Source organism: Staphylococcus intermedius NCTC 11048, from assembly GCF_002902385.1.
Classification (GTDB): Bacteria; Bacillota; Bacilli; order Staphylococcales; family Staphylococcaceae; genus Staphylococcus; species Staphylococcus intermedius.
On the sequence record NZ_PPQH01000033.1, the window covers coordinates 32,962 to 47,541 of the forward strand.

Consider the following 14,580-nt stretch of genomic DNA (forward strand, 5'->3'; position numbering starts at 1 on the left):
TGTGCCGAGTCTTTTTGTACTTTAACTGATATGCTGTATGGTTCTAACACTATTTCACAGATTCTGCTGTTTCTATTGCTTTTTGAATGTAGTCAACGGATTGATCGAGTGCCGCTTTTTCTTCCTCATCTAACAAAATTGGGAATACTTCGTGGTGACCGTCTCGATTTACACGTGTCGGTAAACTGAAAGCGACATTTGTATAATCGTATACATTTTGATGAACGGTAGAAATCGGTAAAATGCGATTTTCATCATAAAAAATGGCTTCTGCTAAATCGACAGCAACACGTGAAATGGCAGAATTCGTCCAACCTTTTTTACGCATCACATCAAAGGAAACTTGATCGATTTGGTCACGAATACCCTGTTTCGAAATTGGTGTGGCACCACTCAGTTGTTCATATTCTTCCAATGACATCCCAGCAATACGGACACGACTCCATACTGGAACAGTCGTTTTACCATGTTCACCAATCACAAACGCTTCAACACTTTTTGGGTCAACTTGATAATGATCGGCAATTAAAGTACGAAAACGTGTCGATTCTAACATCGTACCTGTTCCCATGATTTTATGGTGTGGATAGTTGTATTGTGTTTCAGCAATATATGTCATTGTATCTACAGGGTTTGAGATCATCATTATATGTGGAGATGTTGTCACTGTAGTAATTTGCGCCATAATTTCTTGAATGATCTTCGTGTTGTGTGCTGTCAATTTCGTACGATCTGCCATATCAGCATTGGAAGGAATGCTCGCAGAAATAATAATGAGATCAACATCTTTTAACATATCGTAAGTGCCGACTTTAATACGTGTACGGTGTGTTCCGCTTAATCCTTGATAATGCACGTGATCGAGTGCTTCACCTTCTACAGTGTCAAGATTTGTATCAATTAAAATGATTTCTTGGAACAAACCTGTATATTGAATGTCTGTTAAAATCTGGCTGCCTACGCGTCCTAAACCGATAAGTGCTACTTTGTTGCCCATTTAAAAATCCCTCCTGAAGTTGTATCAAATTAGATGATTTCAGTGATTTATATATTGATAATACTAGTATAAACATTGTGAAAGATCAGATGCAATGACAATCCATTCATCGTCAGACACATTTTTCAGAATTTTTGGTATGATAAACAAGACACATCCTATGAAGGGGGACAATGAATAATGAAAGAGACAAAAGCATTACTCCAACAATTAACAGACCTTAATGGCATTGCAGGTCACGAATACAATGTGAAAAAGGTGATGAACGACCTATTAGAACCGAATAGCGACGAAATGATTTATGACAATTTAGGTGGCGTGTTCGGTAAAAAGCACTCAAAAACAGGTCAACGTACGATTATGATTGCGGGTCACCTTGATGAAATTGGCTTTATGATTACCAAAATAGATGACAATGGCTTTATTCGTTTCACACAAGTCGGAAGTTGGTGGAATCAAGTGATGTTATCGCAAAAAGTGACGATCACGACAGATGAAGGTCGCCAAATTCGCGGTATTATCGGTTCGAAGCCACCACATGTATTAACACCTGAAGAACGCAAACGCCCAGTGGATATGAAAAATATGTTTATCGATGTAGGGGCAAAAGATAAAGCTGAAGTTGAAGCGGCAGGTATTGAAATCGGCAATATGATTACGCCATATTCAGAATTTGAAACATTACTCAATGAAGATTATATGACCGCGAAAGCATTTGACAATCGTTTTGGCTGTGCTGTTGCAGTCGATGTAATGGACGAGCTCAAAAACGAAAACATTGACATTAATTTAGTTGCGGGTGCCAATGTCCAAGAGGAAGTCGGTTTACGTGGTGCAAAAGTTGCCGCGCACAAAGTGAAACCGGATTTAGCCATTGCTGTAGATGTCGGCGTTGCATATGATACACCTGGATTAGAAAGTAACGGAGACACGAAAGTAGGGCAAGGTCCTATCGTGTTAAATTTAGATGCTACAAATATCGGGCATGTCGGCTTAATTCGTCACGTGAAAAAAGTGGCTAAAGCAAATGGTATCGACTTACAATGGGATTCGCTTCCAGGTGGCGGTACAGATGCCGGAAGCTTCCATACAGCATTAGACGGTATTCCTTCCATCGCATTGTCATTGCCATTACGTTATATGCATTCAAATGTATCTATCATTAGCCAAAAAGATTATCAAGCTGTCGTTAAATTAGTAACTGAAATCATTCGCGCATTAAATGATGACACAGTCGACGAAATCATTTGGTAAAGCATTTAAAATGTCGGATTGAGCAGAATGTCGCGTGTTCTATTGAACAGTGGCGTTCTGCTTTTAATATTGCATGATAAAAGTGAAGGGAAGGCAACAAAAAGGTATTGTCTTCATCATAGAGTCATGATAGATTAGACAAAACTAAAACGACAGCAGAGGGGGCTTACTATGGCGCAACAACATCAAAAGCGGTGGTTTGGCTACTTGTTAGTTATTATCGGTGCTTCATTTTGGGGCGTAGGTGGAACAGTCTCACAATGGCTTTTCCAACATGCAAATGTCGACGTAACTTGGTTTGTAGCCGTTCGACTCATGATTTCAGGGCTGTTATTACTCGGCATTGCTTTCATTTCAGAAGGCTCGAAAGTCTTTCATATTTGGCGTGATAAGCAATCCATCACGCAAATTTTAATTTATGGTTTACTCGGCATGCTGGCAGTTCAATACACTTTTATGGTCACTATCAGCTACGGTAATGCGGCAGTTGCGACATTATTGCAATACCTCGGGCTTATTTTCATCATTTTTTATCTCGTCATCAGAAAAGTGACAAAAATAGGTGTGAAAGAAATCGTCGCGGTATTGCTGGCGTTATCTGGTACATTTTTATTACTGACTAACGGTGATGTAGAAAATCTACAAGTTCCGAAATTAACGATTGTCTGGGGCTTACTCTCTGCCCTCGCACTTGCATTTTATACGATTTATCCAGTGAAATTATTAGCACGATGGAGTTCGCTGACTGTCGTGGGATGGGCGATGTTCATTGGGGGTGTCGCATTAAGTTTCTTTCATCCACCATGGCAAGTCGACTTTTCAACGTGGACAATAGAAACACACCTCTACTTTGGATTTGCTGTCATTTTCGGGACAATGCTAGCATTTTGGTTTTACATCGATAGTTTACGCTATTTACAACCACACGAATCAGGACTGTTAGGCACACTCGAACCATTAACAGCACTCTTAACATCAGTAGTCTGGCTACATATCACATTCGGGCTATGGCAACTTGTGGGTGTCGTATGCATCATCTTAATGGTCGTCGTCGTATCCGTCGTTAAAAATAAATAAAGCTATAACCGCATCAGCTTTTAAGGTTTGCACGAGAAATCAGCTGTGTCTTAAACAGTATGTTATTCAATAAAGTTGTTGAGCACATGATGATTGTAGGTATAAATCAGGGCTTTGAAGAAAAATGCAATAGTGTGTGAAGGAAGATTTTGTAGATTTCAAAAGCATGTCACTTCATTCGAGGTAGAAGAGAAAAAAGATTACAAAAACGATGCTATTCAATATAAAAGAAGCCTTATTGAATGCAATCTGGGCAAGACTCCTTAGGGATGAATCTAAGACTTAAAAATGATTTCTGATATTTAACAGTGACTACTGTTTAACGCAGTAGCTGTCTGACTTCTCAATGCTTTCGCTTCTGAGAAGTCTAGTCAGCCTTGCGGGGGCAGTACGACGAAATCTTTGTTGCACATGAGATTTCTGTACTGCTCCCAAAATCCACTAACGCTACAAACAATGTAACAGTACAATTAAAGCGTTAGTTAGTTGGAGTTTCAGCGCCTCGGAACGCGAGACCCAAAGTGCAATCAATAAAGGCTAAAGTAATCAAGCAGAGCATCGTTATGTAATCTGTAAGATGGTTCTCTTCTGAATTTCAACGATATGATTTAGAAACATCACTAAACCGATCTATTCTCAACAAACTAGTGCATATCATGAATTTTCATCATCAATCCATGTGGCACATCATCATGTGACACAACTTCTTTCTTAATATAATTATGTGGGTCATCTTTTTTCGCAACAAGTTTCACAAAATCACCTTTCTCAGGTGTGAAATCATCATCAGTTGGAATCTTCACATTTTCTTCAACAGTTTTTTCAGATTCACTCACGACTTTTTCAGCAGTTGTACCATCTTTCATATAACCGTAATATGTTTCCTTTTGTCCTGAAAGCATCATGACTACAACAACACCTATTGTTACGACTAACATAGCCACGATCAATACGATACCTATCGTTTGTTTTTCTTTCATTGATGGGCCTCCTTTAAAATTTATTGGGACTTCATAACAAGTCACTTCTTATTGTATCGAATGAAAATACTTTCAGGAAGTAAAATATCAAATGTAATTGTGAAGTTCAGTGATGTATTGCATGTCGTTTCGTATATGAAGGTTTACCCGACATATGGAAAAGTGAGCGATGTGATGTTGAAAAATTGCATAAAGTTCGTGCTGTCTGTCTTCAATTTTTTCACAAGTCATGAATGGTGTTATGGTATAGTATCTATATTAGAAATTATCGCTTCCATGAGGCAAAAGATGGAGGGACAACAATGTCTGAGTTCAATGGACATCAAAAAATTCAAGATCAATGGTTACTCGTTTTCGGTATCATTTTAATTGCGGCCACATTACGTGCGCCATTAACCGCTGTGGGACCAGTGATTCAACAAATAAAAATGGATTTACAAATTAATAATGGGATTGCTGGATTGATTACGACCATTCCGCTCATTATTTTTGGTATCGTATCGCCATTTGTTTCACGTATGCTTTCAAAAATTTCGATGTCACGTTTTTTATTTTTAACGTTAATATTAACGATTATAGCACTCGTTATTCGAATTTTGGGAGGTGTGCCCGCATTTTTTATAGGGACGGTGTTACTAGGTGTATCGATTGCGCTTGCCAATGTGACGTTGCCCGCATATGCAAAATGGGCCTTTCCAACACAAATTGGTGTCATCACAGGGATTTATAGCGCAACGATGAACTTTACAGCTGGGTTAGGTGGGGGATTAAGTTATCCTCTTTCTACCGTGACGTCGCTATCGTATCGCTTTTCCCTCGTTTTTTGGGTCATTTTTGCTGTGATTGCGCTCGTGCTATGGCTACCTCAACTTAAACAAGCATCCCATTTAACTTCACAACAACATGAGGGATTAAAAAAGCCGATTTATCGTTCGAAAATTGCATGGGCTGTTGCACTGACGATGGCATTCCAATCTATGATGTTTTATAGTATCGTCGCGTGGTATCCATCTATTTTAGTCAGTAAAGGCATTGACCCAGAAATGGCAGGTTACTTTTTAATGTTGAATCAATTTGCGCAGCTCCCGATGACGTTTACATTTCCGATTATCGCGGCAAAAATGTCAACACAAAGAAGTCTAATTAGTATAGTAGCGGTACTGATGAGTGTTGGATTTATGTTACTGTTTTTCAACAATACTTGGGTATTATTGATAGCGATGATTTTGACAGGTATGGGCATTGGCGCATGCTTTAGTTTATGTATGACAATGTTTTCAATTCGTTCAAAAACGACTGCCGGCAGTATGGCATTATCTGGTTTTGGACAGTCTGTTGGCTATTGGGTTGCCGCGATTGGTCCATTCATAATGGGGATAGCACATGACATGTTTAACAACTGGACAGTAGGGATGGTGCTATTTTTGTGTATGGTCGCAGCTGTCTATTGTGCCGGTATGGTTGCCGCGCAAAATAAATATATTGAAGACGAATAAGAGATAAGCATAAGGGTTAAGACGAGGTAATGATGCACCTTGTCCTAACCCTTTTTTACTACGATTTATCATGCTATGCGCTAACCATTACAACATATCTGATTCTTGCTGTGCTGGGGTTTTCAAAATATGCATTAATTTGATGTGCTCTTTTGGCAACATTGTTTGATATCGTGACTCGCCAAAATGATGGCGTTGAATGTTCACTAACAACTGATTCGATGTATGGATGGCAGAAATGAAATGTGGAGGTAAATAATACCCTTTTGTATTTTCATCCAAAATCGCATCAATGTTACTGTATTTTGGATGGTACGTATATTCTGCGATGAAATGTTGCTGTAACTCTAAAGTACCGTATAGTTCATATGTTAAATCCGTTTTGTTGTTTTGAATTGGGTACGGATGGAACAGTAAAATATCATACGCATGCGGGGATTCATGGATAATATAGGAATGTCCCACAACACAATGCGAGTGATTGAAAGGTTGCAATAAATAAAATACATGTTGTAGTGCCGTTTGATGTCCAAATCTATCGAAATAACCATACATTTCTGACTGACGACAGATGAGCGGCAAACTTAAGCCTTGAACGGTATGATGCATATTCAACCAAATATCCAACCATTCTCTAGGGTGTACTTTAACTTCTTGTTGCGCAAATAACCATTCATTGACACCTGTGATGAGTATTGGACACTGATTCATGTTGTGTTCGTCCAGCCAATCTTTAAATTGTCGATGAAATGGATGTTCAAGTTGTAATACTGTAATACTTGATTGGGAAGCACTGTTCACCATTGCCATATCGACCATATAATAATCAAACACGAAGTCTAATGGTAATGTACGTTCACGAATCGGTGTAGACAGCAGTAATGTAAATCGGCACTGTTCAAGTAATAATTGCATTTCTTGAACGATAAAGTTGATGTCATGCGCTGACATTGTAGCCTCATCTAAAACGAGATTGAAATTCAACTGTGACAAATCAAATGCAACAGAAGACTGGCGTAGTACATGTAATAACGGCTGTAAAAAGTGCAATTTAAACTTTTCATAATTTTGCATAGATGAGATACGATAGGCGATACCGTACTGATGTTGCTGTACGAGCTTACTTAAACATTCGGCTTCCTCCAGATGATCAACCGTAACATTCGTCTCTTTCGTACGATTGAAGTACAGTATGATAGGCGCTACTTGTTGATAAGTATGCACGTGAGATGTTGAATTGAAAATTTGCATCACTTCACGCATATGTTGTACTTCAAGGAGCAACTGTTTAGAGGGTATCCATTGCGTTTGTTGGGATTGATTTAAATAAATACTTATCGGTTGCGCAGTATTAACTTGTTCATCAGCATCGAATAAATGACCTTCAAAATATTGATAATCAAACGGATGTACATGCACCTTGTTGATTGGTTGTTGATGCTGTTTTCGAAAGGTAATCGGACTGACACCAATGAAACGTTTAAATTGTTTAGAATAGTGATTGTAACTACTAAATTGATAGTATGATGCAATCTGGTTTATCGATTCATTCGTGTTCAGTAAGTGATATATGGACAGACCTATTTTCAGTGAGACAAAATATTTTTTGAACGTGTAATTTAAATATCTGTTAAACAATGTTGAAATGTAAGATTCGGTAACGAAAAAGTGTTCACTTAATTCTGGCAAAGACAGGCGTGAAAGGGGTCTTTGGTGAACATAATCCATAATGTTATTAAATAAAATACTCTTCACTTGAATCTGTGGCACATGAACGGCCCCTGTAACGATAAAGCATTCATTAAGCAACTTTTCGATAATCGGTAAGAAAATTTCGAAACGTGCGTCTGTATTCTTTTCAGTAATCACTTTTTTTATTTGTGAGGTGATTTTATTGTGAGAGGATAATTTTTCTTGATTGAAATATCCGAGTAAATAATGGGGCTCATATGCTGAGAAGTAGCGTAATGGAATAGAGATTTTTGCAACAGCTTGTGCATCTTTAACATTAACAATGTCATTATGGTTAATGATTGCAACCTGGTGATAATAGTGACTCAATTTACCGTTAAGCTCGAGTGTCAGGACGCCTTCAAATGAAACAAGTAATTCTATACGATTGAACACACGATAAGCGCTAGCTGTGTACTGTTTCATTAATTCTATAGTGATGCCTTGCATAATTGCCCTCTTTCAAATTCAATATTTTTCAACAGCATTGAAATGACTTAATAAATCAACATTATTATAAAATTATTGATTGTTAGACCACAATAAGATTTGCCGTATTGTGAAAGGAAAGACGTAAAGTGAAAAAATAAAGACATATTAAATGGTTTAAAAAGATTATGGAAAGCAATATTCTTTAAAAAAAGATACATCGAAGTGAAAAAAAGTGGTAAAGATTTATAGACGATGGCGTAGTATTCAAAAGTTGAGAATACGATTATTAAATAGGCGGAAATTTAAGATAGAAAATCATGTCAATGCCTTATTTGTTTTGAAGTAACACTACTATAACATATTCTTACCAAAGCGACACCCTCATTTCATAGCGCTTTCATTAAAGTGATAGAGAATTTTTGAATAGGTATTGATAATCTATTTGAAAACGAATAAAATGAATATAACAGGTTTTGGTACCGGTTCCAAAAAGTTTTGAAAGCAATGAACGTGCCGATTTGAAGCCTTACACTGCTTTTAAAACTGCTTTATGCATGTAAGACAATTTAAGGAGTGATGTTATGGCCTATCAAAAAGAAGCTGAAACGATACTAAAAGCAGTGGGTGGAGAAGAGAATATTGAAGAAATGGCCCATTGTGCGACACGTTTACGCCTTACATTAAAAGATGAGGGCAAAGTAGATGAGGAAACACTCAATCAAATGGACGTCGTGAAAGGGACCTTTTCTACAAGTGATCAATATCAAATTATTATCGGTTCAGGTACAGTGAATAAAGTCTTTCAAGCAGTACAGTCTTTAATGAAAGGTGACACTGATGAACCAGCACCACAAGAGCATAAAAAGCAAAAGAAAAAGGGGCATCCGTTACAACGATTTGTGAAGATGTTGTCTGATATTTTCGTTCCAATTATTCCTGCCATTGTTGCGGGCGGTTTATTAATGGGACTCAACAATATTTTGACAGCGAAGGGCATTTTTAGTGACAGTCAATCTGTTGTAGAAATGTATCCACATTTTGCTGAATTTGCAAGCATGATTAATATTTTTGCAAGTGCACCTTTTGCTTTATTGCCTATTTTAATTGGTTTTAGTGCCGCAAAACGATTTGGTGGCAATGCCTTTTTAGGTGCTGCACTAGGCGCAATTATGGTACACCCCGCATTGATGAATGGGTATGCCTATCCTGAAGCACTTGCAAATGGCGATCCAATTCCGCAATGGCATATTTTCGGCTTATCCATCGCACAAGTTGGTTATCAAGGGCAAGTGTTACCTACATTAGTCGCGACATATATTTTAGCGCAGTTAGAAAAAGGGTTACGTCGTATTGTACCGACCGTGTTAGATAATTTGTTGACTCCGTTATTCGCAATATTAATCACAGCCTTTTTGACATTTTTATTTGTAGGACCTTTGACACGTACAGCAGGCTTTTGGCTTACAGATGGCTTAACATGGTTGTATGAAACAGGTGGCGCAGTTGGTGGATTTCTCTTTGGTTTATTCTACGCACCCATTGTTATTACAGGTATGCATCATAGTTTTATCGCCATTGAAACAGCACTCATTGCAGATCAAGCGAAAACAGGGGGCTCATTCATTTTCCCAATCGCTGCAATGTCTAATATGGCACAAGGAGCAGCTGCATTGGCCGCATTTTTCATCATTAAACAAAATCAAAAACTGAAAGGTGTCGCTTCAGCAGCAGGGGTATCAGCCGTATTAGGTATTACTGAGCCTGCTATGTTTGGTGTCAATCTGAAGTTACGTTATCCATTTATCGGAGCAATGACAGGCTCGGCTTTAGGTTCGGCATATGTTTCATTCTTTAAAGTGAAAGCAACAGCATTAGGCGCGGCTGGAATTCCGGGCATCATTTCAATCGCTCCAGGTTCATGGACACATTACATTATTGGTATGTGTATCGCATTTATCGGTAGCTTCGTCATCACCTTCATACTGTCGAAACAGAAAAGATATCAAAGTATAACAGAGTAAAGTAAAGGATTAATTTGAATCGCAAAAAAGACTGAGGTAACTGAATTGTGCCTCAGTCTTTTTGTCATCATTAAGGGGACTGAGTTGAAACAAAGTCATTGTTAATTGACTTATAAATGCGCGTTACTTTTGGAAATGAAGAATGAAAAAGCTATAGCGTTGGTAAGTAATTTGTTTATGAGAGTGATGTTTTTAAAGCATATTGAGGAACGATGCTAACATGAAAATAAAAGTCTTGACTGATGAGATTGCAAAACAGGACGACATGTCTAACCATAACCAAAGAAGTGATACTTGTGGTAGATGAGAATGACTAAAGTTTGACGATGGGGTGTGGGTTTGTGTGAAAAAGTAAAATAAGAGATTGTAAAAACCACCCGAGGTCATAAAACAGAAGAAAAACCCAGGTCACTTGTGGAAATGAAGAATGAAAAAGCTATAACATTGGTAAGTAGCTTCTTTATGAGAGTGATGCTATTAAAGAGGATTGAGAAACAATTCTCATATAAAATAAAAGTCTTGACTGATGAGATTGCAAACCAAGACGACATGTCTAACCATAACCAAAGAACTGATACTTGTGGTAGATGAAAATGCCTATAACTTTGACGATGGGGTGTGGGTTTGTGTGAAAAAGTAAAATAAGAGATTGTAAAAACCACCCGAGACTCCTGAGGCATCAGACGTAGCCGAAAATCCAATTTGGCTTTCATCAAGTGAACATTTCAATTAAGCCAAATTTAGTTGAGGCAAGTCGCCTAGGAACGCGAGGGTTGGTTTTTACAATGAAAAATCTACCCCTCTTTATGATGTCATACATAAAGCAACTACAAAACCAACTGTCAAAGCTTATCATTCCGCCATAAAAAGACAAACAATACCACCACAAGTAGCATTGAAAGCACAATGATAATCAACCAAGAAAACGCACTTCCTGTATCAATAGGCAATGGAACATTCATCCCAAAAAAACTAAACACTAACGTCGGCAACGTTAACAACACCGTAAAAATCGTCAACGTCTTCATTGTCGTATTCAACTGATTCGAAAGTAATGACGCATAGGAATTCGACATACTCTCAACAATACGTAAATAAAGCTCCGTCGTTTCCACTGCTTGTTGGTGTTCATTTTGCAAGTCTTCTAGTAATTCTTCATCCTCATCAAACCGTTTAATTGCTGGCAAACGGAACAAATAACGAATCGTTGAAGAATTGGTTTTTAATGAACCTAAAAAATATACGAGACTTTTTTCAATTTCACTTAATAAAAATAAACGTTGATTCGTCACACGTTGTTGTAAATTATATTCCACTTGACGACGTTCTTTATTCAGTAGACGTAAACTTCTATTATATTGTGCTGCCATATCATACATCACTTTCAAGGCGAATTGGCTCTTATACTTCAAGTTAATCGGCTTTTGCATTAAGTGATCAAAATAAGGAAATGGTTTGGCACAAACAGTCACAATAATATCTTTACCGATAATAATACCTAACGGCAATGTCGTAAAACTTTTAAGCTTGTATTGACCGGATTTGGAAAAAGGGAAGTCACTAATGATTAATGAGTAGTCGCTATCATCATCGTACTCAATACGTGAACTTTCTTCGCTATCTAAAGCATCTTCTAGAAAGTCTTGAGGAAACCCGTACACTTCAATAAGACGTTCAAGTTCATCGGGGGTTGGTTTAACGACATTCAGCCATTGAGCATGTTCCCAATCTTCACTTTCTATGACACGCAAGTCTGTATCATTACGATAAGCGTGAATCATGTTGCGTCACCTTCTTCTATATCTTGTTTGAGATGTCTAATATCTTTGTAGCCTTGTCTATGTGAGGCAAACCCTTCCATAATGGCATACCAATTTTCACCAAACTCTGACTTAATTCGATTAAATAATTCACTTTGTGCACGGTTTAATTTTTTGATTAAAGCTTTACCTTCTGGTGTCGGATAAAGCCGTTTCAAACGACGATCCGTTAAATCAGGTTCATCATAAATTAAGCCTTTTGATTTTAATAATTTGAGCGTTGCGTGTGAGCCTTGTTTTGAGATTTCTAGATTCTCCAGTAATTTCTTTGTTGTAATACCTGGCAGTTTGTTAATAAAAAAGAGAAAGCGATGATGTTGGCGACTCATATCATATTCAGCGATGAGATCATCAGCTGTTTTTGTAAAAGTTTGATAAGCATAATAAAAAAGAAATAGTTCATAATCATTATTTTGAGTCATAGTATACTTCCTTTTCTGAAAAGTCTTTTTCATTATAGTAAAGAATCGTACATCTGTCATGAATATGCTGATGAATTTTGAAGAATAATCAATCATGAAAACATGTATTAACAGACGAGACGACGAAGCATAAATAAGGGAATACGTAACCTAAACCTAGAAATGTGAAGTTTGTATCGTGATTGTTAAGCGTTTAATGTGTCATAAATACGACAAAATTTAGAATATGACGTTAAATTTCGTGTTATTTATTAGGAAAATCATGAAATTAAATCGAATCTTCATGAAATCTTAACATTAAATTTACAAAGATAAGAGATAATCAGAGTGAATCATACTTGGATAGTATGGCTAAGATATTGAAAAGAAACCTATTTCATGTCTTTTTTTAAGACTTTTACAATCATTATATTGAGGTGGAAAAATGGAAATGTCGGTAACTGAAGTCATCTTTTCGTTTTTAGGTGGCTTAGGTATCTTCCTGTACGGTTTAAAAATAATGGGGGATGGACTTCAAGCTTCTGCTGGAGATCGTTTACGTAACATTTTAAATAAATATACCTCTAACCCAGTCCTTGGTGTATTAGCAGGTATGATTGTGACAATATTAATTCAAAGCAGTTCGGGAACGACAGTGATAACGATTGGTTTGGTCACAGCTGGATTTATGACATTGAAACAAGCGATAGGTGTCATTATGGGTGCAAACATAGGGACGACAGTGACCGCGTTTATTATTGGTATTGATTTAGGGGAGTATGCGATGCCGATCTTAGCGATAGGTGCGTTCCTTATTTTCTTTTTTAAACGTTCAAAAATCAATCATATCGGGCGCGTTTTATTCGGCTTCGGTTCTCTATTTTTTGGACTTGAGTTTATGGGAGATTCTGTGAAACCATTAGCTGAGTTGGAATGGTTTAGACAACTCATGCTCGATATGTCCTCACATACCATTTATGGGATTTTAGCTGGAATAGGTTTAACAGCACTTGTACAAAGCTCGAGTGCGACAATTGGAATTTTGCAGGAATTTTATAGTCAAGATTTAATTAATTTACAAGGTGCGATTCCGGTACTATTAGGTGATAATATCGGAACAACCATTACAGCAATATTAGCAAGTTTAGCGGGCTCACTTGCTGCAAAACGAGCGGCATTTGTGCATGTCATATTCAATGTTATTGGTGTTATCATTTTTGGATTACTTTTACCGGTCATTATACCGTTTATCGCAATCACTCAAGAGGCATGGCATTTAAAACCAGCGATGACTATTGCGTTTGCTCACGGGGCTTTTAACGTGACAAATACATTAATTCAATTACCATTTGTGGGTGCTTTAGCATGGATTGTGACAAAAATTGTGCCAGGTAAGGATGTCACAGAAGATTATAAACCACAACATTTGAACAAAGATTTAGTGTATCATGCACCGGGTGTGGCGTTACAAGAGACCCAAAAAGAGCTGCAAAATGTTGGGAATATCGTCCGTTCCATGCTTGAGGATGTACACCATCCGTCTCAAATGGACAAAAAAATGATTAAAAATGTACAACAAAAGCATCAAGCTGTGGAGACAATTAGTGACAGTATTCGCAATTATCTCGTGCGGATCTCGACTAAAGATATTAATCGTAAAGATGTTGAAAGATTGGCAGTCATGTTTGATGTGAATCGCTCTATTTTGAAAGTGTCTGAATTAATCGAAGCCTACATTGATCAAATGGAACGTAAAAAAATGAAGCAAATTACGCTGACAGATGATGCTGAGCGTGGTATTGAAAAACTGTATCGCTTCGTTGATGAATCATTTGTAAAAGCGATAGAAACATTAGATGTATATGATACAACGAAAAAGGATGAAGTCGTTGAACGGAGTCGAGAAGCTTTTAATATTGAGCATCGACTACGTAAAGGTCATATCAAACGTTTAAATCGAGGCGAATGTTCAACAGATGGTGGTCTGCTTTATGTAGATATTATTGCCGTTTTAGAGCGTATCGGTTATAACTCTCGAAATATTTCAGAAGCTATGGTGGGCTTAAATGAAGACGTATCTATTGAAGAAGAAGTTTTAAATGTATAGTGCGTTTTAACCTTAAAGCGGTGCAGTGTTTGGTTTTAATCAGACATTGCACCTTTTTAAATACAATTAAAAACTAAATGGAATTCGAGAAAAATGCAGGTGTTTTTAAAAGTTATATGTAAATAAATTATGGTGTTTACAATGTTCAGTTAAATTAATAGTATTAAGTGACAAAATTTCGAAAATTAAACAAAACGATTGTGTTCATCCTTACATTTGTTAAACTTTTAAAGGATGGCAAATGTTTGATTTTTGTCAATATTT

The 14,580-nt window shown here is 37.2% G+C and carries 10 protein-coding genes; 5 read left to right on the forward strand and 5 right to left on the reverse strand.

Annotation, left to right across the window (positions count from 1 at the left end; genetic code table 11):
* Nucleotides 1–49 precede the first annotated feature (49 nt).
* Complete coding sequence (locus CD138_RS07825) at nt 50–997, reverse strand: lactate/malate family dehydrogenase (protein ID WP_019168188.1); 948 nt, start codon at nt 995–997, stop codon at nt 50–52.
* Nucleotides 998–1,177: 180 nt separating this feature from the next.
* Here CD138_RS07825 and CD138_RS07830 point away from each other — a divergent pair, with 180 nt between their 5' ends.
* Both CD138_RS07830 and CD138_RS07835 read left to right on the forward strand, forming a co-directional pair.
* Complete coding sequence (locus CD138_RS07830; protein ID WP_019168189.1) at nt 1,178–2,251, forward strand: M42 family metallopeptidase; 1,074 nt, start codon at nt 1,178–1,180, stop codon at nt 2,249–2,251.
* Between the two features lie 171 nt (nt 2,252–2,422).
* A complete protein-coding gene (locus CD138_RS07835; RefSeq protein WP_019168190.1) occupies nt 2,423–3,328 on the forward strand; it encodes an EamA family transporter in 906 nt (301 codons plus the stop codon).
* Nucleotides 3,329–3,972: 644 nt separating this feature from the next.
* Here the strand turns inward: CD138_RS07835 and CD138_RS07840 are convergent.
* Entirely contained in the window at nt 3,973–4,308 is a 336-nt protein-coding gene (locus tag CD138_RS07840; RefSeq protein ID WP_019168191.1) for a DUF4889 domain-containing protein, read from the reverse strand.
* A 302-nt stretch (nt 4,309–4,610) separates the two neighbouring features.
* Between CD138_RS07840 and CD138_RS07845 the strand changes: the two genes are divergently transcribed.
* Entirely contained in the window at nt 4,611–5,804 is a 1,194-nt protein-coding gene (locus tag CD138_RS07845; protein ID WP_019168192.1) for a CynX/NimT family MFS transporter, read from the forward strand.
* An 87-nt stretch (nt 5,805–5,891) separates the two neighbouring features.
* Here CD138_RS07845 and CD138_RS07850 read toward each other — a convergent pair whose 3' ends face one another.
* Complete coding sequence (locus CD138_RS07850; RefSeq protein WP_019168193.1) at nt 5,892–7,985, reverse strand: helix-turn-helix domain-containing protein; 2,094 nt, start codon at nt 7,983–7,985, stop codon at nt 5,892–5,894.
* Nucleotides 7,986–8,614: 629 nt separating this feature from the next.
* Between CD138_RS07850 and CD138_RS07855 the strand changes: the two genes are divergently transcribed.
* Nucleotides 8,615–9,988 (forward strand): sucrose-specific PTS transporter subunit IIBC, encoded by a 1,374-nt coding sequence (locus tag CD138_RS07855; RefSeq protein ID WP_373364646.1) that lies wholly within the window; start codon nt 8,615–8,617, stop codon nt 9,986–9,988.
* Between the two features lie 842 nt (nt 9,989–10,830).
* Here CD138_RS07855 and CD138_RS07860 read toward each other — a convergent pair.
* Together CD138_RS07860 and CD138_RS07865 are read right to left on the reverse strand one after the other, a co-directional pair.
* Nucleotides 10,831–11,769, reverse strand: a complete 939-nt coding sequence (locus CD138_RS07860) for a magnesium transporter CorA family protein (RefSeq protein ID WP_019168195.1) — start codon at nt 11,767–11,769, stop codon at nt 10,831–10,833.
* Complete coding sequence (locus CD138_RS07865) at nt 11,766–12,230, reverse strand: MarR family winged helix-turn-helix transcriptional regulator (protein ID WP_019168196.1); 465 nt, start codon at nt 12,228–12,230, stop codon at nt 11,766–11,768. Before CD138_RS07865 ends, CD138_RS07860 begins: the two co-directional genes overlap by 4 nt.
* A gap of 430 nt (nt 12,231–12,660) precedes the next feature.
* Between CD138_RS07865 and CD138_RS07870 the strand changes: the two genes are divergently transcribed.
* Complete coding sequence (locus CD138_RS07870; protein ID WP_096559659.1) at nt 12,661–14,316, forward strand: Na/Pi cotransporter family protein; 1,656 nt, start codon at nt 12,661–12,663, stop codon at nt 14,314–14,316.
* Nucleotides 14,317–14,580: the final 264 nt, after the last annotated feature.

Coding starts and splice junctions, on each gene's coding strand:
- CD138_RS07865 (WP_019168196.1), bottom strand. CDS start 12,230: ATGACTCAAAATAATGATTATGAACTATTTCTTTTTTATTATGCTTAT.
- CD138_RS07870 (WP_096559659.1), top strand. CDS start 12,661: ATGTCGGTAACTGAAGTCATCTTTTCGTTTTTAGGTGGCTTAGGTATC.
- CD138_RS07860 (WP_019168195.1), bottom strand. CDS start 11,769: ATGATTCACGCTTATCGTAATGATACAGACTTGCGTGTCATAGAAAGT.
- CD138_RS07845 (WP_019168192.1), top strand. CDS start 4,611: ATGTCTGAGTTCAATGGACATCAAAAAATTCAAGATCAATGGTTACTC.
- CD138_RS07840 (WP_019168191.1), bottom strand. CDS start 4,308: ATGAAAGAAAAACAAACGATAGGTATCGTATTGATCGTGGCTATGTTA.
- CD138_RS07830 (WP_019168189.1), top strand. CDS start 1,178: ATGAAAGAGACAAAAGCATTACTCCAACAATTAACAGACCTTAATGGC.
- CD138_RS07850 (WP_019168193.1), bottom strand. CDS start 7,985: ATGCAAGGCATCACTATAGAATTAATGAAACAGTACACAGCTAGCGCT.
- CD138_RS07825 (WP_019168188.1), bottom strand. CDS start 997: ATGGGCAACAAAGTAGCACTTATCGGTTTAGGACGCGTAGGCAGCCAG.
- CD138_RS07835 (WP_019168190.1), top strand. CDS start 2,423: ATGGCGCAACAACATCAAAAGCGGTGGTTTGGCTACTTGTTAGTTATT.
- CD138_RS07855 (WP_373364646.1), top strand. CDS start 8,615: ATGGCCCATTGTGCGACACGTTTACGCCTTACATTAAAAGATGAGGGC.